Below are 22,232 nucleotides of genomic sequence, written 5' to 3'. Positions count from 1 at the left end.
CTTGGGGAAGGCTTGTAGCACACAGTCCTGAAAAATAATGAGGTGCAGCGTATCGAGGAGGCGAAGATTAAGGAAATACGCAATAACAATCCAGCTCATAGCAGGTCTCTATCCTGAGCGGTGTTCTTCAAGACGCCTTTGTTACTGTAAATGTCGAACCTTTCACCGGCCCTGCAAAGCCGGTAAGGTCGGCGCGTTTCCCCCATCTCGGAGCACGTTATGCCCGCACCCGTCCTGTCCGGCCCGCAATATCTGCGCGAGGGCCTGAAGCTGGTCCTGAGCCCGGGCCTGCGCCTGTTCGTCCTGCTGCCGCTGGCGATCAACCTGGTGCTGTTCGTCGGCTTGATCTACCTGGCCGGCCATTATTTCAGTCTCTGGGTCGATACGCTGATGCCGACCCTGCCCGGCTGGCTGAGTTTCCTCAACTACATCCTCTGGCCGCTGTTCGTGGCGCTGGTGGTGCTGATGGTGTTTTTCACCTTCACCATGATTGCCAACGTGATCGCCGCGCCCTTCAATGGTTTCCTCGCCGAGAAAGTCGAAGTGGTGGTCCGCGGCACCGACAATTTCCCGGCCTTCAGCTGGGCCGAACTGCTGGCGATGATTCCCCGCACCCTGGCGCGGGAAATGCGCAAGCTGGGTTACTTCCTGCCGCGGGCCATCGCGCTGTTGGTGCTGTCGTTCATCCCGGTGGTGAATATCATCGCCGCACCACTGTGGTTGCTGTTCGGGGTGTGGATGATGGCGATCCAGTACATCGACTACCCGGCGGACAACCACAAGCTGAGCTGGCAGGGCATGCTCGCCTGGCTGCGGCAGAAACGCTGGCAGTGCATGAGTTTTGGCGGGATCGTCTACCTGGTGCTGCTGGTGCCGGTGGTCAACCTGCTGATGATGCCGGCGGCGGTGGCCGGGGCGACCTTGTTCTGGGTTCGTGAGCGCGGTGAAGAGGCGGTGGCCGGCGAGAAGCGCTGAGGCGCCCGCAACGCGGCCTCGTCACAAATCCATCATCAAACAGCCACAGTGTCGCAACCGCCCGGGGCGACACTGTAAACATGACGACAGCTCTGCATATCACCCTGATCACCGAAACCTTCCCACCGGAAATCAATGGGGTGGCCAATACCCTTGGCCGCTTGTGCGACGGACTGCGCGCCCGCGGACACCAGATCGAGCTGGTGCGCCCGCGCCAGAGCTGCGACCAGTCCCGCCCCAGCGATACCGAACTGCTGCTCTGCCGTGGCTGGCCGCTGCCCGGTTACCCCGGCCTGCAATGGGGGCAGTCGTCGATGCACAAGTTGCTGCGACGCTGGAAGAACCAGCGCCCGGATGTGCTGTATATCGCCACCGAAGGTCCGCTCGGCTTGTCGGCCCTGCGTGCGGCCAGGCGTTTGGGGATTTCGGTGGTCAGCGGTTTCCACACCAACTTCCAGCAGTATTCCCATCAATACGGCATGGGCTTGCTGACGCGGGTACTGACCCACTATCTGCGCTGGTTCCACAATCGCTCCAAGCTGACCCTGGTGCCCAGCGTCAGCCAACGCATGGAGCTGGAGCGGCGGCATTTCGAGCGCCTGGAACTGCTCTCCCGCGGCGTCGACAGCCAGTTGTTCCATCCGGCCAAGCGCTTGAGCGCCCTGCGCGACAGCTGGGGGCTGGCGGACGACGATATCGCCTTGCTGTATGTCGGGCGACTGGCGACCGAGAAGAACCTCGGCTTGCTCAAGCTCACCTACGAGCGTCTGCGGGAAACTTATCCACAGCGGCGGATGAAGCTGATGGTGGTCGGCGATGGTCCGCAACGTGGCGTGCTGGAAAAGGAAATGCCCGAGGCGTTGTTCTGCGGCACACAGCGGGGCGAGGCCCTGGCCTGTCACTATGCGTCGGCGGATATGTTCCTGTTCCCGAGCCTGACCGAAACCTTCGGCAATGTGGTGCTCGAGGCGCTGGCATCCGGGTTGGGGGTGGTGGCTTACGATGAGGCCGCGGCGGCCCAGCATATCCGCCATGGTTACAACGGCGTGCTGGCCATGCCCGGCGACGAGGACGCATTTTGCGATGCCGCCTGCTGGTTGCTGGAAGGTCGGGAGACCTTGCGCAATGTCCGCCTCAATGCCCGCCAGCATGCCAGCCGGCAAGGTTGGGGAGCGATAGTCGAGCAGTTCGAGAAGCAGTTGCGTGGGGCCTGTGACGCGCCGCTCGTGGAGCGACGCGCTCCGGCCCTGCCGGTGGATGCCGTTGTGACCAATGGCATCCTGAAAACACCGCGCAACCTGTAACCGGGCTTACGCCAGGCTCATCAACGCCTCACGGCTGAACGGCAGGATGTCCTGCTCGCGGCCGTCGCGCACTTTCACCGCCCAATCCGGGTCCACCAGCAGCGCGCGGCCCACGGCAACCAGGTCGAACTCATCGTTGCCCAGGCGCTCCAGCAGCTTCTCCAGGCTTGCCGGCTGGGCGACCTTGTCGGTGTTGACCATGAATTGCAGGAACTCGCCGTCCAGGCCGACGCTGCCCACGGTGATGGTCGGCTTGCCGGTCAGCTTGCGAGTCCAGCCCGCCAGGTTCAGCTCGGAACCGTCGAACTCCGGCTCCCAGAAACGTCGCGTGGAACAGTGGAAAATATCCACCCCGGCGTCAGACAACGGCTTGAGGAACTCGCCCAGGGCCTCTGGCGTCTGCACCAGGCGGGCGCTGTAGTCCTGCTGCTTCCATTGGGAAAAGCGGAAGATGATCGGGAAGCCCGGTCCCACCGCCGCGCGCACGGCCTGGATCAGCTCGATGGCAAAACGCGAACGGTTGGCCAGGCTGCCACCGTATTCGTCGGTGCGCAGATTGGTGCCTTCCCAGAAGAACTGGTCGATCAGGTAACCGTGGGCACCATGGATCTCGACACCGTCCATGCCGATGCTTTGGGCATCACGAGCCGCCTGGGCGAAGGCCGCGATCACCTCGTCGATGTCCTGTTTCGTCATGCCGTGCACCACGACTTGACCGTCCTTGAGCTTCTCGCTCGGGCCATAGCCCGGCACGCTGGCATCCGGTTCAGTGCCCAGGCGCCGTACATTACCCACATGCCAGAGCTGCGGAACGATCTTGCCTCCTTCGGCGTGCACCGCATCGACGACTTTTTTCCAGCCGGCCAGGGCCGCTTCGCCGTAGAAATGCGGCACGTTCGGGTAACCGTTGGACGCCTGGTGACCGACCGTGGTGCCTTCGGTGACGATCAGGCCGACACCGGCCGCCGCGCGCTTGCGGTAGTACTCGATGACTTTCGAGTTGGGCACGCCACCCGGGGAAAACGAACGGGTCATCGGCGCCATGACCACACGGGTCGGCAACTCCAGCGCGCCAAGATGGAAAGGTCGGAACAGGGCTTTAACGGGCATGGGAGCACTCCACGGCGCAAGGGGAATTTATGATCAGGATAATATTCCGCCATGAACGCGCCGCCCAGCACTATTGATCTGAGTGATTAAGCTTTAGAAGTCGTTGCAGGAGCAGCCGGTCGACATGCTCCTGCGTGCGGCCCGAACCGGGCGAGAATCAAGCCAGGGCTTTTTCGATCGCATGGATCACTGCCGGATCATCCGGAGCGGTGCGCGGCGAGAAACGCGCCAATACGCGGCCATCCTTGCCCATGAGGAACTTTTCGAAATTCCAGGTGATGTCCCCCGGAAACTCAGCGCCCTCGCCCGCCAGCAGACGGTACAACTGGTGACGGTCATGACCGTTGACCTCGAGCTTGCTGCTCAACGGAAAGCTAACGCCATAGTTCAGGCTGCAGAACGCCTGGATCTCCTCCTCGGAGTCCGGTTCCTGCCCGGCAAACTGGTTGCACGGCAGACCGAGCACGCTGAAGCCCTGGGCCTTGTATTGCTGATAGAGGTGCTCAAGGGCGGCATATTGGGGTGTCAAGCCGCACTTGGAAGCCACGTTGACCACCAGCACTACATGCCCTTTGAAAGGCGCCAGCGGCAGTTCCTGACCATCCAGCGCTTTTAGTGTCAGATCGTGAAAAGCACTCATGACGAACTCCCGTTTTTCCCGGACTTATACGCGAACATTGTTGCCTGACAGCCTGACCGGTTTCCAGTTAAAAACCGCGGCTGACTAAAAAAGGCGCCCGTGGGCGCCTTCCAACTACCAGAGCTTAGCAGCAGAAATCAGTGGTGATGGCCGCCTTCGCCATGGACGTGACCATGGGCGACTTCTTCCTGGCTGGCATCACGGATTTCGATGATCTTGACCTGGAAAGTCAGGCGCTGGCCAGCTAGGGGGTGGTTGCCATCAACGGTGACATCGTCGCCGTCCAGGTCGCGAATGGTGACGATCTGCATCTGGCCGTCCGGAGCGGAAGCGTGGAACTGCATGCCGACTTCCAGCTCGTCGACACCTTCGAACATGCTGCGGCTCAGGGTGCTGACCAGTTCAGCGGAGTATTCACCGTAGGCATCTTCCGGCTCGACGGAAACTTTCAGCTCGTCGCCGACGTTCTTGCCTTCCAGGGCCTTTTCCAGACCTGGGATAATATTGCCGGCACCGTGCAGGTACACCAGCGGGGCGCCGCCGGCAGAGCTGTCGATGACCTCACCAGCATCGTTGGTAAGGGTATAGTCGATGGAGACAGCCTTGTTGGCAGCGATCGTCATATGAGCGAGACCTTTTGCATAGGAATAAAGAGCGGACAAGTCTAAACAAGGATTCGTCCGAAAGCGAACTGAACCCGGACAGACGGGCCAAGACCATGCCTGTAACCATTATCGGCTTTCATCAGGACGAGGACGGGCACTGGGTGGCCGAGCTGTCCTGCGGCCATACCCAGCACCTGCGCCATCAACCACCCTGGCAGTCGCGCGCCTGGGTACTCGATCCTGTGCAGCGCGCGGAAAAAATCGCTCAGGGCTTTGAATGTGGTTGGTGCGCTCGAGGCTCGGTTAACGATAACCTTGGCGACTGAACTTCGCAGACGACCAGACATAGGCCGTCGCACTTGCGCTTCCTCAAGAGAATACGCATGCAAACTTTTTTTATCGCGCCCACCGATTTTGGTGTGGGTCTGACCTCGATCAGCCTCGGGCTGGTCCGTACGCTGGAACGCGCCGGGTTGAAAGTCGGCTTTTTCAAACCCATCGCCCAGCCCCATCCCGGCGACCTGGGCCCGGAGCGCTCCACCGAACTGGTGGCCCGTACCCATGGCCTGAAACCGCCCCAGCCCCTGGGTCTGGCCCATGTCGAGCGGATGCTCGGCGACGGCCAGCTCGATGAGCTGCTGGAAGAAATCATCACCCTCTACCAACAGGCCGCCGTCGGCAAGGACGTGCTGGTGGTCGAAGGCATGGTTCCGACCCGTAGCGCCAGCTATGCGGCCCGGGTCAACCAGCACCTGGCCAAGAGCCTGGATGCCGAGGTGATCCTGGTCTCGGCGGCGGAAAACGAAGTGCTCAGCGAACTCTCCGGCCGGGTCGAATTGCAGGCGCAATTGTTCGGAGGTCCCAAGGACCCGAAAGTGCTCGGGGTGATCCTCAACAAGGTCCGCACCGACGAGAGCATGGCCGACTTCTCTGCCCGTCTGAAGGAGCATTCGCCGTTGCTGCGCAGTGGCGATTTCCGCCTGCTGGGCTGCATTCCGTTCCAGCCTGACCTGAATGCGCCGCGCACCCGCGACGTCGCCGAACTGCTCGGCGCCCAGGTGCTCAACGCCGGTGACTACGAGCAGCGGCGCATGAACAAGATCATCATCTGCGCCCGTACGGTGCGCAATACCATCGACCTGCTCAAGCCCGGCGTGCTGGTGGTGACCCCGGGCGACCGCGACGACATCATCCTCGCCGTGAGCATTGCCTCGATGAACGGCGTGCCCCTGGCCGGCCTGTTGCTGACCAGCGACACCCTGCCCGATCCGCGCATCATGGAACTCTGTCGTGGCGCGATGGCCGCGGGCCTGCCGGTGTTGTCGGTGAGCACCGGCTCCTACGACACCGCCAACCAGCTCAATGGCCTGAACAAGGAAATCCCCATCGATGACCGCGAGCGCGCGGAGATCATCACCGATTTCGTCGCCGGGCACCTTGACGCCCACTGGCTGCACCAGCGCTGCGGCACCCCACGGGAAATGCGCCTGACCCCGGCGGTGTTCCGCTACCAGTTGATCCAGCGCGCCCAGGAAGCCAACAAACGCATCGTCCTGCCCGAAGGCAGCGAACCGTTGACCGTGCAGGCGGCGGCCATCTGCCAGGCCCGGGGCATCGCCCGCTGCGTGTTGCTGGCCAAGCCGGCGGAAGTCGAGGCGGTGGCCCGGGCCCATGGTTTCGAACTGCCGCCGGGGCTGGAGATTCTCGACCCGGACCTGATTCGCGGGCGCTACGCCGAGCCCATGGTGGCCCTGCGCAAGAGCAAGAGCCTGAACACGCCGATGGCTGAGCAGCAACTGGAAGACACCGTGGTGATCGGCACCATGATGCTGGCGCTGGACGAGGTCGACGGACTGGTTTCCGGGGTGATCCACTCCACCGCCAACACCATTCGCCCGGCCCTGCAACTGATCAAGACCGCGCCGGGTTGCACCCTGGTGTCATCGGTGTTCTTCATGCTGTTCCCGGACCAGGTGCTGGTCTATGGCGACTGCGTGATGAACCCCCATCCGTCAGCGGCGGAGCTGGCGGAAATCGCCCTGCAAAGCGCCGACTCGGCCCAGGCCTTCGGGATCACGCCACGGGTGGCGATGATCAGCTACTCCAGCGGCGAATCGGCCAGTGGCGAGGAAGTGGAGAAAGTCCGCGAAGCCACCCTGTTGGCCCATGAGTCCCAGAGCACGTTGCTGATCGACGGCCCGTTGCAGTACGACGCCGCGGCCAACGAAACCGTGGCCCGGCAACTGGCGCCCAACAGCCAGGTGGCGGGACGCGCCACGGTGTTCGTGTTCCCTGACCTGAACACCGGCAACACCACCCACAAGGCGGTGCAACGCAGCGCCGACTGCGTCAGCCTGGGGCCGATGCTGCAAGGCCTGCGCAAGCCGGTCAACGACCTGCCGCGCGGCGCCCAGGTGGACGACATCGTCTACACCATCGCCCTGACCGCGATCCAAGCCGCCAACCGACCTGTGGATATCTGAATGTTAGACTTTCTCCCGGCCCCGCTGCGGGGCGTGATCGCCTCGCTGCTGTTGACGTTGAATACCGTGCTGCTGTGTTCCTTCCTGTTCTGCGTGGCGCTGTTCAAGGTGCTGCCTTTTGCCCTGACCCAGCGTTTCACCCACTGGCTGATGAACCATACCCATGAGGCCTGGGTCAGCAACAACAAGGCCTGGATGCAACTGGTCCGCCGCACCCGCTGGCACCTCAGCGGCCTGGAGGGCCTGGACTACCAGCATTCCTACCTGGTCACCAGCAACCACCAGAGCTGGGTCGACATCATGGTCTTGCAGTACGTGCTCAACCGGAAGATCCAGCCACTGAAGTTCTTTCTCAAGCAGGAGCTGATCTGGGTCCCGGTGATCGGCCTGGCCTGGTGGGCCCTGGGTTTTCCGTTTATGAAGCGCTATTCCAAGGCGTATCTGGAGAAGCACCCGGAAAAGAAAGGCAAGGACCTGGAAACCACCCGCAAGACCTGCGCGAAGTTTCGCGACAACCCTGTGGGTATCTTCAATTTTGCTGAGGGCACACGCTTTACCAAGGGCAAGCATGCGCAGCAGCAGTCACCGTTCCGTTATCTGCTGAAACCCAAGGCCGGCGGTATCGCCTTTGTGCTGGATGCCATGGGCGAGCAACTGGAGTCCATCGTCAACGTGACCATCCACTATCCGGGCGGCGAGCCGGGGTATTGGGATCTGCTGTGTGGCAACGTGCGGGATGTGGTGGTGCACTTTGAAGAACTGAAGGTTCCGCCGCAGTTTGTCGGCAGGAACTACGACCAGGACGGCGAATACCGCCTGGCGTTCCAGGGCTGGATCAACCAGTTGTGGGAAGAGAAGGACGCGTTGTTGGCGCAGATGCATCGCGAATATCCCGCCAAACCTTGAGCCGTCTGTAAGGGCCTCTTCGCGGGCAAGCCCTGCTCCTACAGTGCAGTGTCGATCACGGATTTTGCGTACGACACAAACCTGTAGGAGCAGGGCTTGTCGGGGCGCCGAACCGCCGCGAAGACGTCGGCCCAAACACCGCAAAATCCCGCGCTACCCACCCACTAGAGTACCCCACCAGACACATCCTGCACCCTTGATACCCTCCACATTCCTGGCACACCTCCTGTAGCTTCAAGGCTCCAAGCGTTCAAGGAGCATCAAGGATGACGACTCGCTATAAAGCCAACCACTTGCGTATCGGACGCTACTCAGAGCCCGGCCGGATTTACCTGCTGACTGCCGTGGTCCAAAACCGCGAACCGGTTTTCCAGGACTTTTACCTGGGCCGCCTGTTGGTAAACAGCCTCAGAACCGCACAGGAAGAGTACTCCGCCAGAGCCTTGGCCTGGGTCGTGATGCCAGACCATTTCCATTGGTTGGCCGAGTTGCAGAAAGCCAGTCTTGAGGAACTGATGGGCAAGACCAAATCCCGAACGACGCTTGCAGTCAACCAACGGATGGACCGTGTGGGGCCACTCTGGCAAAAAGGCTTCCATGATCGGGCTTTACGCCGGGAAGAAGACTTGCCGGCCATGGCGCGTTACATCGTTGCAAATCCATTGCGGGCAGGGCTGGTAACGCGGGTTGGGGATTACCCGCTTTGGGATGCTGTCTGGCTTTAGTTTTGTAGTGAGTTCGTGGGCCTCTTCGCGGCGGTTCGGCGCCCCGACAAGCCCTGCTCCTACAGTCCTGTAGTCGATCACAGATTTTGCATACGACACAAACCTGTAGGAGCAGGGCTTGCCCGCGAAGACAATCTCCAGAGCGCAAAAAAACCCGCAGCCGATCACTCGACTGCGGGCTTTCTGATGCGACCGGTCCTTAGATCGCGCCGCGCTGGCGCAACAGCTCCAGGACTTGCTTCACGCTGTCTTCCAACGACAGTGCTTGCGTATCCACTACCAGATCGGCATCCAGCGGCACGTCGTAGGGGAACGACTCGCCCGGAATGTTATCGCCACCGGCCGCGTACAGGCCCTGGGGATCACGTTCCTGGCAAGCCTGCGGCGAAGCCTGGACATAGACCGTCAACACACGTTCGCTACCGATCAGCGCCTTGGCCTGTTCGCGGCCCTCGGCATCCGGCGCGACGAACGCGGCCAATGTCAGCAAACCCGCCTCGTTGAACTGACGCGCCACATGCGCGGCACGCCGCCAGTTCTCGGTACGCCCGGCACGATCCTGCGGCAAGCCCTTGTTCAGGTCATGACGCAGGTTCTGGCCGTCCAGCACAAACACCGCACGACCCAGATCGAACAGCTTGCGCTCCACGGCGTAAGCCAGGGTGCTCTTGCCCGCGCCCGACAGACCGGTGAACAGCACCGTCGCCGGTTGCTGGCCGAAACGCTGGGCGCGTTCCTCGGTGGCCACATGGGCCAGCTTGCCGTGATGGGTGGCGCTGCCATGGGCCAGCGGCTGGGCGACGATCATGCCGGCGCCGACGGTGCCATTGGTCAGACGATCAATGATGATGAACGAGCCGGTGGTGCGGTTGCTGTCGTAACCGTCCAGGGCAATCGGCGCGTCCAGGGCGATCTTGACCTTGCCGATCTCGTTCAACTGCAAGGCGCTGGCCGGGCCTTCTTCCAGAGTGTTCACATCGACCTTGTTGACGATGCTGGCAATCGAACCCGGAACGTAGCTGGTAGCGCGCTTGATGTCGTATTTCTTGCCCGGCAGCATCGGCTCCTCGGCCATCCAGACCAGCATGGCCTCGAAGCTGTCGGTCACCGGCGGCACATTGTCGGCATGCACCAGCAGGTCGCCACGGGAGATGTCGATCTCGTCTTCCATGGTCAGGGTCACGGCCTGGCCGGGACCGGCGCTTTCCAGCTCGCCTTCGAAGGTGACAATGGACTTCACCCGGCTGCTCTTGCCCGAAGGCAGCACCACCACGTCGTCGCCCTTCTTCACGATGCCGCTCGCCAGGGTGCCGGCAAAGCCACGGAAGTTCAGGTTCGGCCGGTTGACGTACTGCACCGGGAAACGCAGGTCGGTGAAGTTACGGTCGCCCGCCACTTCCACGGTTTCGAGGATCTCCATCAGCGACTGGCCGGTGTACCAGGGCGAGCGCTCGCTCTTGTTCACCACGTTGTCGCCCTTCAAGGCCGACATCGGCACGAAGTGCATGCTGGTCGGCTTCAGCTTCAAGCCCTCGGCGAACTTCAGGTAGTCGGCCTTGATCGACTCGAACACGCCCTGGTCGAAGTCCTTGAGGTCCATCTTGTTGATGGCGACGACGATATGCTTGATCCCCAGCAACGAGGCGATAAAGCTGTGGCGACGGGTCTGGGTCTGCACGCCGTAGCGGGCGTCCACCAGGATGATCGCCAGGTCACAGGTGGAGGCACCGGTGGCCATGTTGCGGGTGTACTGCTCATGGCCGGGGGTGTCGGCGATGATGAATTTGCGCTTGGCGGTGGAGAAATAGCGGTAGGCGACATCGATGGTGATGCCCTGCTCGCGCTCGGCCTGCAGGCCGTCGACCAGCAAGGCCAGGTCGATGTCGTCACCGGTGGTGCCGACTTTCTTCGAATCGCGGGTGATGGCTTCCAGATGGTCTTCGTAGATCATCTTGGAGTCGTGCAGCAGGCGCCCGATCAGGGTGCTCTTGCCGTCGTCGACGTTACCGCAGGTCAGGAAACGCAGCAGTTCTTTACGCTCGTGCTGGCCCAGGTAGGCGAGGATGTCCTCGCTGATCAAATCAGATTGATGCGACATGCTTAGACCCTGTTTAGAAATAGCCCTGACGTTTCTTGTCTTCCATCGAACCGGCACCATCGTGGTCGATGACCCGGCCCTGGCGCTCGGAAGTACGCGTCAGGAGCATTTCCTGAATGATGTCCGTGAGGGTTTCAGCCTCGGACTCCACCGCGCCCGTCAACGGGTAGCAGCCAAGGGTACGGAAACGCACCTTCTTCTTGACGATGCGCGCCTTGTCCTCGTCGGACAGGTGCTCGAGGATCCGCTCGTCGTCGATCATGATCAGGGTGCCGTTCTTCTCGATGACGTCGCGCTCGGCGGCGAAATACAGCGGCACGATCGGGATGCCTTCGAGGTAGATGTACTGCCAGATGTCCAGCTCGGTCCAGTTCGACAATGGGAAGACGCGGATCGACTCGCCTTTGTTGACCTTGCCGTTGTAGACGTTCCACAACTCCGGACGCTGGTTCTTCGGGTCCCAGCGGTGCTTGCTGTCGCGGAAGGAGTAGACGCGTTCCTTGGCCCGCGACTTCTCTTCGTCACGCCGGGCGCCGCCGAAAGCCGCATCGAAACCGTACTTGTCCAGGGCCTGCTTGAGGCCCTCGGTCTTCATGATGTCGGTGTGCTTGGCGCTGCCGTGGGTGAAGGGGTTGATGCCCTGCGCCACGCCGTCCGGGTTCACATGGGTGATCAGGTCCAGGCCCAGCTCGGCAACCATCTTGTCGCGGAAGCTGTACATCTCCTGGAATTTCCAGCGGGTGTCGACATGCATCACCGGAAACGGCAGCTTGCCCGGGAAAAACGCCTTGCGCGCCAGGTGCAGCATCACGGCGGAGTCTTTACCGATGGAGTACAGCATCACCGGATTATCGAACTCGGCGGCCACCTCGCGGATGATATGGATGCTTTCCGCCTCCAGCTGTTTCAGATGCGTCAGTTTGTCGACCATGGCTACTCACGAAAAGCGTTCTTATGGACGGCCAGCGGGCCGTGTTCGAGCGAGGCATGCTAGCACAGCACCCTATTCTATTGAGGGGGCCGACTAGATCGAAACGGTATAAGAATATACCGGGGCGTTTGACCGCTCAGATCGGGTTCGGACAATCGATAAACAGATGCTCCACCGCGAAACGCCGCGCCAGGTACTCGCCCAGCGTCTGCACGCCATAACGCTCGGTAGCGTGATGACCGGCGGCGATAAAGCTGATGCCATTCTCCCGCGCGCTATGGAAAGTCTGCTCGGAGGCCTCGCCACTCAGGTACAGGTCGACACCGGCCAACACCGCCTGGTCGATATAGCCCTGGCCGCCGCCGGTGCACCAGCCGACCCGGCGGATCATGTCGTCGCCCTCGATCAGCAACGGCTCGCGCCCCAGCACTTCCTGGACCTTGCGCGCGAAGTCACGGGCGGTCATCGGCTCGGTCAGGGACCCCACCAGCCCGACAATCTTCGGGTTGTCCGGGTCCAGAGGGCCTTCCACGGTAATATCCAGCTGCCGCGCCAACTGCACGTTGTTACCGACCTCCGGATGCAGGTCCAACGGCAGGTGATAGGCCAGCAGGCTGATGTCGTGCTTGAGCAGGGTCTTCAAGCGGCGCTGCTTCATGCCGGTGACACAAGGGTCCTCGCCCTTCCAGAAATAACCGTGGTGCACCAGAATCAGGTCGGCCTGGGCTTCGACGGCCGCATCCAGCAGCGCCTGGCTGGCGGTGACGCCGCTGACGATGCGCATCACCTGTGGCCGGCCCTCGACCTGCAAGCCATTGGGGCAATAGTCGGCAATCCGCGCGCTGTTCAGAAAGCGATCCGCTTCCTCGACCAGCGTATTCAATGAAACCGCCATAAAAACTCCTGAATATCCCATTCAGAGGCGCCCGCGGCCTCGTATAATGCGCCACATTATGGGCCGTCCGACATGGCCTGCAACCTTCCAGGACTTTGCTCAATGCTCAAGGCTCTGCGTTTCTTTGGCTGGCCGCTGCTGGCCGGTGTGCTGGTGGCTTTGCTGATCATCCAGCGCTACCCGCAATGGGTCGGCCTGCCCAACCTCGATGTGAACCTGCAACAGGCGCCGCAGACCACCTTTCACCAGCAGGGTCCGTACTCCTATGCCGACGCGGTGGACCTGGCCGCGCCGGCGGTGGCCAACCTGTACACCACCAAGATGGTCAACAAGAACACTCATCCGCTGTTCGAGGACCCACAGTTCCGGCGCTTCTTCGGCGACAACCTGCCCAAGCAGAAGCGCATGGAGTCGAGCCTGGGCTCGGCGGTGATCATGAGTTCCACCGGCTACCTGCTGACCAACAACCACGTGACCGCCGGGGCCGACCAGATAGTGGTGGCCCTCAAGGATGGCCGTGAAACCCTGGCCAAGGTGGTCGGCAGCGACCCGGAAACCGACCTGGCGGTGCTCAAGATCGATCTGCCGAACCTGCCGTCGATCACCATCGGCCGTTCCGACCAGATCCGCATCGGCGATATCGCCCTGGCCATCGGCAACCCGTTCGGGGTCGGCCAGACCACCACCATGGGCATTATCAGCGCCACCGGCCGCAACCAGCTGGGCCTGAACAACTATGAAGACTTCATCCAGACCGACGCGGCGATCAACCCCGGCAACTCCGGCGGCGCGCTGGTGGATGCCAACGGCAACCTGACCGGTATCAATACGGCGATCTTCTCCAAGTCCGGCGGCTCCCAGGGCATCGGCTTTGCGATTCCGATCAATCTGGCGGTGGAAGTGATGAAGGCGATCATCGAGCACGGCCAGGTGATTCGTGGCTGGCTGGGGATCGAGGTGCAGCCCCTGACCCAGGACCTGGCGGAGTCGTTCGGCCTCAGCGGGCGTCCGGGCATCGTGGTGGCGGGCGTGTTCCGTGACGGTCCGGCGCAGAAAGCCGGTTTGCAACTGGGGGATGTGATTCTCAGCATCGACGGCGAGCCGGCCACGGACGGTCGTCGTTCGATGAATCAGGTGGCGCGGATCAAGCCGACCGACAAGGTGGCCATCCAGGTGCTGCGCAACGGCAAGGAGCTCAAGCTGATGGCGGAAATCGGCCTGCGGCCACCGCAGCAGACGCCGCCGCAGGAAGAGGAATAAGGCAAAAGCTTCGTCGGAACGCTGACCGGACCAAGCGCCACTCCCACAGAAATCAAATTGACTCCGAATCTCGCGTACGACTCGGAGTCTATGGGAGCGGAGTTTGTCCGCGAAGACGGCCTAGAGTACGCCCAAGGCGTCGATCAGGGCCTGGTTCTGAGCCGGCAAACCGATGGTGATCCGCAGGAACTGGGCAATGCGCTCCTGCTTGAAGTGCCGCACGATCACGCCCTGCTCCCGGACCTTGGCCGCCAGCGCCGCCGCATCGTGTTGCGGGTGACGGGCGAAGATGAAGTTCGCCGCCGACGGCAGCACCTCGAAACCCTTGGCCTGCAACTGCGCCACCAGCCACTCGCGACTGTCGATCACCTTGCGGCAGCTCTCTTCGAAGTACGCCTTGTCCTCGAACGCCGCCGCCGCACCGGCAATCGCCATGCGGTCCAGCGGGTAGGAGTTGAAGCTGTTCTTGATCCGCTCCAGGGCCTCGATCAGGTCCGGGTGCCCGACCGCCAGGCCGACCCGCAGTCCCGCCAGGGAACGCGACTTGGACAGGGTCTGGGTCACCAGCAGGTTCGGGTAACGGTCCACCAGGCCGATGGCTGTTTCGCCGCCGAAGTCGATATAGGCCTCGTCGACCACCACCACCGAATCCGGGCTGGCCTTGAGTATCTGCTCCACCGCGTCCAGCGCCAGCAGGCAACCGGTCGGCGCGTTCGGGTTGGGGAAAATGATCCCGCCGTTGGGCCGCGCGTAGTCCGCCACGCGAATCTGGAACTGTTCGTCCAGCGGCAAGGCGTCGAAGGTGATCCCGTACAGGCCGCAGTACACCGGGTAGAAGCTGTAGCTGATATCCGGGAACAGCAAGGGTCGATCCTGCTGGAACAGACCGTAGAAGATGTGGGCCAGGACCTCGTCGGAGCCGTTGCCGAGAAACACCTGGTTGGTGTTCACGCCGTAGTACTCGGCCACGGCGTGCTTGAGCAGGTCGCCGTTGGGGTCCGGGTACAGACGCAGATTGTCGTTCACTTCCGCCTGCATCGCGGCCAGAGCCTTGGGCGAAGGACCGTAGGGGTTCTCATTGGTGTTGAGCTTGACCAGCTTGGTCAGCTTCGGTTGCTCACCCGGCACATAGGGCACCAGGTCCTTGACGAATTTGCTCCAGAACTTGCTCATGCTGGTTTCCCCTGTTCCTTATCAGCGACAATCCGATATTCCGCACTACGGGCGTGGGCGCTCAACGACTCTCCACGGGCCAGCACCGAAGCGGTCTTGCCCAGCTCGGACGCGCCCTGCTCCGAGCAGAAAATGATCGACGAACGTTTCTGGAAGTCATACACCCCCAGCGGTGACGAGAAGCGTGCGGTGCCGGAAGTCGGCAACACATGGTTGGGACCGGCGCAGTAGTCGCCCAGGGCCTCGGAGGTGTGACGACCCATGAAGATCGCCCCGGCGTGACGGATCTGCGGCAGCCAGGCCTGCGGGTCGGCGACCGACAGCTCAAGGTGCTCCGGGGCGATGCGGTTGGCCACATCAATCGCCTGCTGCATATCTCGCACCTGGATCAAGGCGCCACGGCCGTTGATCGAGGTCTCGATAATCGCCGCACGCTCCATGGTCGGCAGCAGCTTGGCGATGCTCGCGGCGACCTGGTCGAGGAACGCGGCGTCCGGGCTGACCAGGATGGCCTGGGCATCTTCGTCATGCTCGGCCTGGGAAAACAGGTCCATGGCGATCCAGTCCGGGTCGGTCTGGCCGTCGCAGACCACAAGGATCTCCGACGGGCCGGCGATCATGTCGATACCGACCTGACCGAACACGTGGCGCTTGGCCGTGGCCACATAGATATTGCCGGGGCCGACCACCTTGTCGACCTTGGGCACGCTCTCGGTGCCATAGGCCAAAGCCGCCACCGCCTGGGCGCCGCCGATGGTGAACACCCGGTCGACCCCGGCGATGCACGCCGCCGCCAGCACCAGCTCGTTGATTTCGCCACGGGGCGTCGGCACCACCATCACCACTTCGGCAACCCCCGCCACCTTGGCCGGAATCGCGTTCATCAGCACCGAAGACGGATAGGACGCCTTGCCACCCGGCACGTACAAGCCGGCACGATCCAGCGGCGTGACCTTCTGGCCCAGCACCGTGCCGTCGGCCTCGGTGTAGCTCCAGGAATCCTGCTTCTGTTTTTCGTGGTAGCTGCGCACGCGCTCGGCGGCCTTTTCCAAGGCTTCGCGCTGTGGCGCGGTGATCCGCGTCAGGGCCAGTTCGAGGCGCTCACGGGGCAGGATCAGGTCGGCCATGGAAGCGACTTCCAGGCCGTCGAAACGCTGGGTGAACTCCACCAGCGCCGCATCGCCGCGCTCGCGCACGGCCTTGATGATATCGAGCACCCGCTGGTTGACCGAGTCGTCGGACACACTTTCCCAGCTCAGCAGATGATCCAGATGATGAGCGAAGTCGGGATCGGCAGCGTTGAGTCGGCGAATTGCGTTGGACGTGGTCATAGCGTGGGCCTCAATAATTGGCGAATGCTTGGGAACAGCAGATCTCAGGCGCCGCAAGACTACCAAGCCATCCGCGTGGGCACCTGAGAATTCTGGCTATGACACGGATAGATGGGCGCGGCTCAAGGCCGCGCAATTGAATCAGCTGCGGTGTCGCGATTCCACTGCCTTGCGCAGGGTATCGATCAGGGACTGGATGCGGGCGTGCTGCATTTTCATCGAGGCCTTGTTCACCACCAGGCGCGAACTGATGGTCGCGATCAGCTCCTGGGGTTCCAGACCGTTGGCCCGCAGGGTATTGCCGGTGTCGACAACGTCGATGATCTTGTCGGCCAGGCCGATCAGCGGTGCCAGCTCCATCGAGCCGTAGAGCTTGATGATATCGACCTGACGCCCCTGTTCGGCATAGTAGCGCTTGGCGACGTTGACGAACTTGGTCGCCACCCGCAGGCGGCCCTTGGGCTCGACGGCACCGATAGCACCGGCGGTCATCAGCCGGCATTGGGCGATCTGCAGGTCCAGGGGTTCATACAGACCCTGGCCGCCGTATTCCATCAGCACATCTTTACCGGCCACACCGAGGTCGGCCGCGCCATGCTCGACATAGGTCGGCACGTCGGTGGCCCGGACGATCAGCAGGCGCACATCGGCCTGGGTCGTGGGAATGATCAGCTTGCGGCTCTTGTCCGGATTCTCGGTCGGCACGATGCCCGCTTCTGCAAGCAGCGGCAGGGTGTCATCGAGAATGCGGCCCTTGGACAGTGCAATGGTCAGCATGGGGAAACTAAGTCCTTCAACCTGTATCAGTAAGGCTCATTCTCCCTTGTCGGCGCGAGCAGGCTCGCACCGGCAAAGGGGGACAACACTAGCCCGGAACGCGGCGGATCTTGGCACCGAGCATCTGCAACTTCTCTTCGATGCACTCATAACCACGGTCGATGTGGTAGATGCGGTCGATCAGCGTGTCGCCTTCAGCGGTCAGGGCCGAAATCACCAGACTGGCCGAAGCCCGCAGGTCGGTGGCCATGACCGGCGCGCCTTTCAGGCGTTCGGTACCGGTCACGATGGCGGTGTTGCCTTCGACCTGGATCTTGGCGCCCATGCGATGCAGCTCGTACACGTGCATGAAACGGTTTTCGAAAATCGTCTCGATCACCGCGCCGGTGCCTTCGGCAATGGCGTTGAGCGAAATGAACTGGGCCTGCATGTCGGTCGGGAATGCCGGATACGGCGCGGTGCGCACGTTGACGGCCTTCGGACGCTTGCCATGCATGTTCAGCTCGATCCAGTCTTCACCGGTGGTGATTTCAGCACCGGACTCCTTCAGCTTCTCGAGCACGGCTTCGAGAATGGTCGGATCGGTGTCCTTGACCTTGACCCGGCCACCAGTGGCAGCCGCGGCCACCAGGTAGGTACCGGTTTCGATACGGTCCGGCATCACCTTGTAGGTGGCCGAATGCAGGCGCTCCACACCGTCGATGGTGATGGTGTCGGTGCCGGCACCGCTGACCTTGGCGCCCATGGCGTTGAGGAAGTTCGCCAGGTCGACCACTTCCGGCTCGCGCGCGGCGTTCTGCAGCACGCTGCGGCCACGGGCCAGGGAAGCGGCCATCATGATGTTCTCGGTACCGGTCACGGAGACGGTATCGAAGAAGAAGTTTGCCCCGCGCAGGCCGCCTTCCGGCGCCTTGGCCTTGATGTAGCCGCCTTCGACGTCGATCACCGCGCCCATGGCTTCCAGGCCACGAATGTGCAGGTCCACCGGACGCGAGCCGATGGCGCAACCGCCAGGCAGGGCGACTTCGGCTTCACCGAAACGGGCGACCATCGGGCCCAGCACCAGGATCGAGGCGCGCATGGTTTTCACCAGCTCGTAAGGCGCGATCAGGGTCTTGATGGTGCGCGGATCGATTTCCACGCTGAGCTTCTCGTCGATCACCGGCTCAATGCCCATGCGCCCGAACAGCTCGATCATGGTGGTGATGTCGTGCAGGTGCGGCAGGTTGGCCACGGTCACCGGGCCATCGCACAACAACGTGGCGGCCAGGATCGGCAGGGCGGAGTTCTTCGCCCCGGAAATGCGGATTTCGCCATCAAGACGAACGCCGCCAGTAATAATCAGTTTGTCCATAAGGGTCTCGACGCCAATTCAGGCTCAGGTGCGCTCGGCCCAGGCCGCGCGGCTGAAAAATTTCATAGTGACCGCATGGATGCTGCCATCGGCGATCCACGGGTTCAAATGGGCATAGATGCTCTGCTGACGCTTCACCGGGCTCAGGGCCACCAGTTCGTCGCTAATCACATTCAGCTGGAAGTTGCAGCCTTCGCCTTCAACTTCAACACGGCTTCCCGGCAGCTTTCCCTCAAGGAAGCTCTTCACTTCTATGGCCTGCATGCTCAACCTCAATCGGCGCCCAACGCGCGCGGGTCGGCCATCATACAAAAAAGCCCCGCGCCTGCGAACCCCGCATTGCAGGACTCTGACGGGGGGCTTCTTTATTCATGGCACTGTCAATGAACGCCGAGGATCTCCGTCAACTCGGAAACCTCGGCGATTTCACGCATGTCTTGCGGCATGGCGCGAATACTCAGGGATTTGCCACCCTCGGCGGCGTCACGCATGAATGCCAGCAGCAAGGCCAGGCCGACACTGCTGGATTTCTCCACCGCGGAACAGTCGACCACCAGGGCCGGCGCGGTGCTGGCCTTGATCAGCGCCTGCCCGTCCTTGCGCAAGGCCGGGCCGGTGCTGTAGTCGATCACACCGGCCAGCAGCACTTCACCGGCCTCACCGGCGCGAACGCTGGCTTCACTCACTCTGCGCCGCCTTCTGTGGGTTTTTCTCGGACTCGGCCTTGGCCTTCTCCACTTCGCCGGCCCAGTTGTTGATGGTCTGGTCCAGGTTGTTACCGTTGCGCTGCATCGCGTCGGCGAACTGATCGCGGAACAGCTTGCCGATATTGATGCCGTTGATGATCACGTTGCGCAGTTTCCACTCGCCATTGATTTTCTCAAGGGTGTAGGAAACCGGATAGACGGCGCCATTGTTGCCTTTGACGGTCATGCCGACGCTGGTGCGATCGCCCGACTCATCCTTCGGCGCGTCGACGGTGATGCCCTGGTTGTTGTACTCCAGTAAAGCGTTGCCGTAGAACTGGAACAGCCCCTTCTTGAAGTTCTCCTCGAAGGTTTTCATCTGCTCGGGCGTGGCCTTGCGCGAGTACTTGACCGTCATGATGCTTTTGGAAATACCTTCGGCGTCCACCACCGGGCCGACGATGCTGTTAAGCGCATCGTAGAAGGCCTGGGGGTTCTGCTTGTACTGGGCCTTGTTCGCGGTCAGGTCGGCCAGCATCCGGTCAGTGGTGCTCTTGACCAGGTCATGGGCCGACGTGTCCGCCATGGCGTTGCCCATAAGAGGCAAGGTCGCCAGCAGCACCAACAGACTACGTCGCAACATCGAGATCATGGAAAAACTCCTCATTTGGCGTCTTTGTTCACGGTATTGAGCAGGAATTTACCGATCAGATCTTCCAGTACCAGCGACGACTGGGTGTCGTGGATGGTCCCACCATCCTTGAGCACGGCACTTTCCCCGCCCACGCTGAGACCGATGTACTTCTCGCCGAGCAAGCCCGCCGTGAGGATAGACGCAGTGGAATCAGTCGGCAGGTTGTTCACGCGTTTTTCAACTTGCATGGTCACCCGGCCGGTGAAACTGTCATGGTCCAGATCGATCGCCGTCACCTTGCCGATGGTGACACCGGCCATGGTGACCTTGGCTCTGACAGTCAAACCGGCGATATTGTCGAAGTACGCATATAATTTATACGTTTCAGTGTTTGTCGTAGGGGACAGTCCACTGACCCGCAACGCAAGCAGCAGCAAAGCCAGGATGCCAGCCAGCAGAAAAAGGCCGACACCGATTTCCAGGGTGCGGTTTTGCATCAGAAATCTCCAAACATCAAGGCGGTCAGAATAAAGTCAAGGCCAAGCACGGCCAAGGAGGCATAGACCACGGTCTTGGTCGTGGCACGGCTGATCCCCTCGGAAGTGGGTTCGCAGTCGTAGCCTTGAAAGACGGCAATCCAGGTCACCACGAAGGCGAATACGATACTTTTGATAATCCCGTTCAGCACATCACTGTTGAACGTCACGCTGTTCTGCATGTTGGCCCAGTAGGAGCCGTCATAGACCCCCAGCCAGTCCACCGCCACCCAAGAACCGCCCCAGATCCCGACCACACTGAAGATCATCGCCAGCAGCGGCAGGGAGATAAAGCCGGCCCAGAGCCGCGGCGCAACGATGTACTTGAGCGGATCGACACCGATCATTTCCAGGCTGGACAGTTGCTCGGTGGATTTCATGTTGCCGATTTCGGCGGTCAGCGCCGAACCGGCCCGTCCGGCGAACAGCAGCGCGGTGACCACCGGCCCGAGTTCACGCAGCAGCGTCAGGGCGACCATCTGCCCCACCGCCTGCTCGGAACCGTAGCTGGAAAGAATGTTGAAGCCCTGCAAGGCCAGGACCATGCCGATGAACACGCCGGAGACGACGATGATCACCAGGCTCATCACGCCCACGGAATGCAATTGCTTGATCAACAGCCCGAAACCGCCGCCAATGCCGCCGCGGCCGAACAGCACATGGAACAGGAACAACGTCGAACGGCCGAGCACGGCGAGCACGTCCAGGCCCGAACGGCCGAACAGACGCACTCTCTCGATAAGTGATTTCTTGCGCATTGTCAGCGCTTCCCCAACAGGTCGGCGCGGTAGTCCGTCGCCGGAAAGTGGAACGGCACGGGACCGTCGGGATCGCCCGTCATGAACTGGCGGATACGCGGGTTATCGGCGTTCATCAGTTCTTCCGGGGTGCCTTGCCCAAGCACCTGGCCGTCACCGACCACATACAGGTAGTCGGCGATGCTCGCGGTTTCGGCCAGATCGTGGGAAACCACGATGCTGGTGATACCCAGGGCGTCATTGAGCAGTCGGATCAGGCGCACGAGGACGCCCATGGCGATCGGGTCCTGGCCGACGAACGGTTCGTCATACATGAGGATCTGCGGGTCCAGGGCAATCGCCCGGGCCAGGGCCACACGCCGTTTCATACCACCGGACAGCTCGTCGGGCATCAGGTCGACCGCCCCGCGCAGTCCCACCGCCTGCAATTTCAGCAGAACAATGTCACGAATCATTTCTTCCGGCAGTTCGGTATGAACCCGCAGCGGAAAGGCGACGTTCTCGAAAACATCCAGGTCGGTGAACAGCGCACCGCTCTGGAACAGCACGCCCATATGCTTGCGCGCGTCGAACAGATCGCCGCGCGACAGGGTGGGAAGATTCTGACCATTGACCCAGACTTCGCCGCCGCTGGGGCGCAGTTGCGCACCCATCAGCCGCAACAGGGTGGTCTTGCCGCACCCGGAAGGTCCCATGATGCCGGTGACCTTGCCTCGCGGGATACGAATGTCGACATTATTGAAGATGCTGCGCGCACCGCGCTTGAAGGTCACACCCTTCAGCTCGACCGCGTAGGCGTTATCGGCGCTCATCTAAACTCCTTGCGATGCAGCCTCGGACTCGGGCACCAGGCCTCTCTTGAGAAGAGGCGCATACTTCCTGAGCGGGCCGAACTAGCCGCGAACTATATCACCGCTGATACGACCCGCCCAAGGCCGAAGCCACCCTTGTTCAGGATAAATAAAGCCGGGCTTGACGGCTTGCGAGATAAAAACCCGAGGCAAAGTCCTACAGGCACCACGCAAAACGCAATGATCTAGTGGGAGTGGAG

General features: G+C 61.7%; 22 protein-coding genes and 1 pseudogene. 7 read left to right on the top strand and 16 right to left on the bottom strand.

The window, feature by feature from the left end:
• The first annotated feature begins 219 nt into the window (after positions 1-219).
• Both cysZ and M5C01_RS19135 read left to right on the top strand, forming a co-directional pair.
• Complete coding sequence (gene cysZ, locus M5C01_RS19140) at positions 220-975, top strand: sulfate transporter CysZ (protein WP_152740042.1); 756 nt, start codon at positions 220-222, stop codon at positions 973-975.
• 80 nt (positions 976-1,055) lie between these two features.
• The gene (locus M5C01_RS19135; RefSeq protein ID WP_152740043.1) at positions 1,056-2,279 is read left to right on the top strand and encodes a glycosyltransferase family 1 protein; all 1,224 of its coding nucleotides are present in this window, start codon (positions 1,056-1,058) and stop codon (positions 2,277-2,279) included.
• A 6-nt stretch (positions 2,280-2,285) separates the two neighbouring features.
• On the opposite strand, the gene M5C01_RS19130 is transcribed toward M5C01_RS19135, so the two are convergent.
• The 3 genes from M5C01_RS19130 to M5C01_RS19120 all read right to left on the bottom strand — a co-directional run bounded on the left by M5C01_RS19130 (position 2,286) and on the right by M5C01_RS19120 (position 4,652).
• Positions 2,286-3,389 carry an NADH:flavin oxidoreductase gene (locus M5C01_RS19130; protein WP_152740044.1) on the bottom strand — a complete coding sequence of 368 codons (1,104 nt, stop codon included), beginning with the start codon at positions 3,387-3,389 and terminating at the stop codon, positions 2,286-2,288.
• A 157-nt stretch (positions 3,390-3,546) separates the two neighbouring features.
• Positions 3,547-4,029, bottom strand: a complete 483-nt coding sequence (locus M5C01_RS19125) for a glutathione peroxidase (protein WP_103498238.1) — start codon at positions 4,027-4,029, stop codon at positions 3,547-3,549.
• A 137-nt stretch (positions 4,030-4,166) separates the two neighbouring features.
• Positions 4,167-4,652, bottom strand: coding sequence for a peptidylprolyl isomerase (locus tag M5C01_RS19120; protein WP_103498239.1), 486 nt, complete (start codon positions 4,650-4,652; stop codon positions 4,167-4,169).
• Positions 4,653-4,657: 5 nt separating this feature from the next.
• Here M5C01_RS19120 and M5C01_RS19115 point away from each other — a divergent pair.
• The 4 genes and pseudogenes from M5C01_RS19115 to M5C01_RS19100 all read left to right on the top strand — a co-directional run.
• Positions 4,658-4,960: pseudogene (locus M5C01_RS19115) on the top strand (DUF3565 domain-containing protein); the annotation flags it as partial.
• A gap of 57 nt (positions 4,961-5,017) precedes the next feature.
• Positions 5,018-7,117, top strand: coding sequence for a phosphate acetyltransferase (gene pta, locus M5C01_RS19110; protein WP_152740045.1), 2,100 nt, complete (start codon positions 5,018-5,020; stop codon positions 7,115-7,117).
• Entirely contained in the window at positions 7,118-8,023 is a 906-nt protein-coding gene (locus M5C01_RS19105) for an acyltransferase (RefSeq protein WP_152740046.1), read from the top strand.
• A 266-nt stretch (positions 8,024-8,289) separates the two neighbouring features.
• Positions 8,290-8,748, top strand: a complete 459-nt coding sequence (locus M5C01_RS19100; protein WP_152740047.1) for a transposase — start codon at positions 8,290-8,292, stop codon at positions 8,746-8,748.
• A 199-nt stretch (positions 8,749-8,947) separates the two neighbouring features.
• Here M5C01_RS19100 and cysN read toward each other — a convergent pair whose 3' ends face one another.
• The 3 genes from cysN to M5C01_RS19085 all read right to left on the bottom strand — a co-directional run bounded on the left by cysN (position 8,948) and on the right by M5C01_RS19085 (position 12,672).
• Positions 8,948-10,846 carry a sulfate adenylyltransferase subunit CysN gene (gene cysN, locus M5C01_RS19095; RefSeq protein ID WP_103498058.1) on the bottom strand — a complete coding sequence of 633 codons (1,899 nt, stop codon included), beginning with the start codon at positions 10,844-10,846 and terminating at the stop codon, positions 8,948-8,950.
• A gap of 13 nt (positions 10,847-10,859) precedes the next feature.
• Complete coding sequence (gene cysD / locus M5C01_RS19090; protein WP_100942227.1) at positions 10,860-11,777, bottom strand: sulfate adenylyltransferase subunit CysD; 918 nt, start codon at positions 11,775-11,777, stop codon at positions 10,860-10,862.
• A 136-nt stretch (positions 11,778-11,913) separates the two neighbouring features.
• Positions 11,914-12,672: a Nif3-like dinuclear metal center hexameric protein gene (locus M5C01_RS19085; protein WP_152740049.1), complete on the bottom strand. Its 759-nt coding sequence runs from the start codon at positions 12,670-12,672 to the stop codon at positions 11,914-11,916.
• Positions 12,673-12,774: 102 nt separating this feature from the next.
• Between M5C01_RS19085 and algW the strand changes: the two genes are divergently transcribed.
• Positions 12,775-13,932 carry a Do family serine endopeptidase AlgW gene (gene algW / locus M5C01_RS19080; RefSeq protein ID WP_152740050.1) on the top strand — a complete coding sequence of 386 codons (1,158 nt, stop codon included), beginning with the start codon at positions 12,775-12,777 and terminating at the stop codon, positions 13,930-13,932.
• 120 nt (positions 13,933-14,052) lie between these two features.
• On the opposite strand, the gene hisC is transcribed toward algW, so the two are convergent.
• From hisC to M5C01_RS19030, 10 genes are all read right to left on the bottom strand, one after another.
• Positions 14,053-15,105 carry a histidinol-phosphate transaminase gene (hisC, locus tag M5C01_RS19075; protein ID WP_152740051.1) on the bottom strand — a complete coding sequence of 351 codons (1,053 nt, stop codon included), beginning with the start codon at positions 15,103-15,105 and terminating at the stop codon, positions 14,053-14,055.
• Positions 15,102-16,436, bottom strand: a complete 1,335-nt coding sequence (gene hisD, locus M5C01_RS19070) for a histidinol dehydrogenase (protein WP_103498063.1) — start codon at positions 16,434-16,436, stop codon at positions 15,102-15,104. Before hisD ends, hisC begins: the two co-directional genes overlap by 4 nt.
• A 141-nt stretch (positions 16,437-16,577) precedes the next feature.
• Entirely contained in the window at positions 16,578-17,213 is a 636-nt protein-coding gene (hisG, locus tag M5C01_RS19065) for an ATP phosphoribosyltransferase (RefSeq protein WP_103498064.1), read from the bottom strand.
• Positions 17,214-17,301: 88 nt separating this feature from the next.
• Complete coding sequence (murA, locus tag M5C01_RS19060; RefSeq protein ID WP_100942234.1) at positions 17,302-18,567, bottom strand: UDP-N-acetylglucosamine 1-carboxyvinyltransferase; 1,266 nt, start codon at positions 18,565-18,567, stop codon at positions 17,302-17,304.
• A gap of 24 nt (positions 18,568-18,591) precedes the next feature.
• A complete protein-coding gene (locus tag M5C01_RS19055) occupies positions 18,592-18,831 on the bottom strand; it encodes a BolA family protein (protein WP_103498065.1) in 240 nt (79 codons plus the stop codon).
• A gap of 116 nt (positions 18,832-18,947) precedes the next feature.
• Entirely contained in the window at positions 18,948-19,253 is a 306-nt protein-coding gene (locus tag M5C01_RS19050; RefSeq protein ID WP_100942236.1) for an STAS domain-containing protein, read from the bottom strand.
• A complete protein-coding gene (locus M5C01_RS19045; protein WP_152740052.1) occupies positions 19,246-19,905 on the bottom strand; it encodes an ABC transporter substrate-binding protein in 660 nt (219 codons plus the stop codon). The genes M5C01_RS19050 and M5C01_RS19045 overlap by 8 nt, the downstream gene beginning before the upstream one ends.
• A gap of 11 nt (positions 19,906-19,916) precedes the next feature.
• Positions 19,917-20,384, bottom strand: a complete 468-nt coding sequence (mlaD, locus tag M5C01_RS19040) for an outer membrane lipid asymmetry maintenance protein MlaD (protein WP_103498067.1) — start codon at positions 20,382-20,384, stop codon at positions 19,917-19,919.
• Positions 20,384-21,181 (bottom strand): lipid asymmetry maintenance ABC transporter permease subunit MlaE, encoded by a 798-nt coding sequence (gene mlaE / locus M5C01_RS19035; RefSeq protein WP_152740053.1) that lies wholly within the window; start codon positions 21,179-21,181, stop codon positions 20,384-20,386. The genes mlaD and mlaE overlap by 1 nt, the downstream gene beginning before the upstream one ends.
• A gap of 2 nt (positions 21,182-21,183) precedes the next feature.
• Entirely contained in the window at positions 21,184-21,993 is an 810-nt protein-coding gene (locus M5C01_RS19030) for an ATP-binding cassette domain-containing protein (RefSeq protein ID WP_152740054.1), read from the bottom strand.
• Between the last annotated feature and the right edge of the window lie 239 nt (positions 21,994-22,232).

It is taken from the genome of Pseudomonas sp. MWU12-2319 (genome assembly GCF_023242525.1).
GTDB classification, from domain to species: domain Bacteria; phylum Pseudomonadota; class Gammaproteobacteria; order Pseudomonadales; family Pseudomonadaceae; genus Aquipseudomonas; species Aquipseudomonas gingeri_D.
The sequence above is the reverse complement of the archived record's forward strand: the minus strand, read 5'-3'. Positions and strand labels throughout refer to the sequence as shown.

Excerpts from the sequence above, each read along its gene's own strand:
- cysZ (WP_152740042.1), top strand. The coding sequence starts at position 220 with ATGCCCGCACCCGTCCTGTCCGGCCCGCAATATCTGCGCGAGGGCCTG.
- M5C01_RS19135 (WP_152740043.1), top strand. The coding sequence starts at position 1,056 with ATGACGACAGCTCTGCATATCACCCTGATCACCGAAACCTTCCCACCG.
- M5C01_RS19130 (WP_152740044.1), bottom strand. The coding sequence starts at position 3,389 with ATGCCCGTTAAAGCCCTGTTCCGACCTTTCCATCTTGGCGCGCTGGAG.
- M5C01_RS19125 (WP_103498238.1), bottom strand. The coding sequence starts at position 4,029 with ATGAGTGCTTTTCACGATCTGACACTAAAAGCGCTGGATGGTCAGGAA.
- M5C01_RS19120 (WP_103498239.1), bottom strand. The coding sequence starts at position 4,652 with ATGACGATCGCTGCCAACAAGGCTGTCTCCATCGACTATACCCTTACC.
- pta (WP_152740045.1), top strand. The coding sequence starts at position 5,018 with ATGCAAACTTTTTTTATCGCGCCCACCGATTTTGGTGTGGGTCTGACC.
- M5C01_RS19105 (WP_152740046.1), top strand. The coding sequence starts at position 7,118 with ATGTTAGACTTTCTCCCGGCCCCGCTGCGGGGCGTGATCGCCTCGCTG.
- M5C01_RS19100 (WP_152740047.1), top strand. The coding sequence starts at position 8,290 with ATGACGACTCGCTATAAAGCCAACCACTTGCGTATCGGACGCTACTCA.
- cysN (WP_103498058.1), bottom strand. The coding sequence starts at position 10,846 with ATGTCGCATCAATCTGATTTGATCAGCGAGGACATCCTCGCCTACCTG.
- cysD (WP_100942227.1), bottom strand. The coding sequence starts at position 11,777 with ATGGTCGACAAACTGACGCATCTGAAACAGCTGGAGGCGGAAAGCATC.
- M5C01_RS19085 (WP_152740049.1), bottom strand. The coding sequence starts at position 12,672 with ATGGCGGTTTCATTGAATACGCTGGTCGAGGAAGCGGATCGCTTTCTG.
- algW (WP_152740050.1), top strand. The coding sequence starts at position 12,775 with ATGCTCAAGGCTCTGCGTTTCTTTGGCTGGCCGCTGCTGGCCGGTGTG.
- hisC (WP_152740051.1), bottom strand. The coding sequence starts at position 15,105 with ATGAGCAAGTTCTGGAGCAAATTCGTCAAGGACCTGGTGCCCTATGTG.
- hisD (WP_103498063.1), bottom strand. The coding sequence starts at position 16,436 with ATGACCACGTCCAACGCAATTCGCCGACTCAACGCTGCCGATCCCGAC.
- hisG (WP_103498064.1), bottom strand. The coding sequence starts at position 17,213 with ATGCTGACCATTGCACTGTCCAAGGGCCGCATTCTCGATGACACCCTG.
- murA (WP_100942234.1), bottom strand. The coding sequence starts at position 18,567 with ATGGACAAACTGATTATTACTGGCGGCGTTCGTCTTGATGGCGAAATC.
- M5C01_RS19055 (WP_103498065.1), bottom strand. The coding sequence starts at position 18,831 with ATGCAGGCCATAGAAGTGAAGAGCTTCCTTGAGGGAAAGCTGCCGGGA.
- M5C01_RS19045 (WP_152740052.1), bottom strand. The coding sequence starts at position 19,905 with ATGATCTCGATGTTGCGACGTAGTCTGTTGGTGCTGCTGGCGACCTTG.
- mlaD (WP_103498067.1), bottom strand. The coding sequence starts at position 20,384 with ATGCAAAACCGCACCCTGGAAATCGGTGTCGGCCTTTTTCTGCTGGCT.
- mlaE (WP_152740053.1), bottom strand. The coding sequence starts at position 21,181 with ATGCGCAAGAAATCACTTATCGAGAGAGTGCGTCTGTTCGGCCGTTCG.
- M5C01_RS19030 (WP_152740054.1), bottom strand. The coding sequence starts at position 21,993 with ATGAGCGCCGATAACGCCTACGCGGTCGAGCTGAAGGGTGTGACCTTC.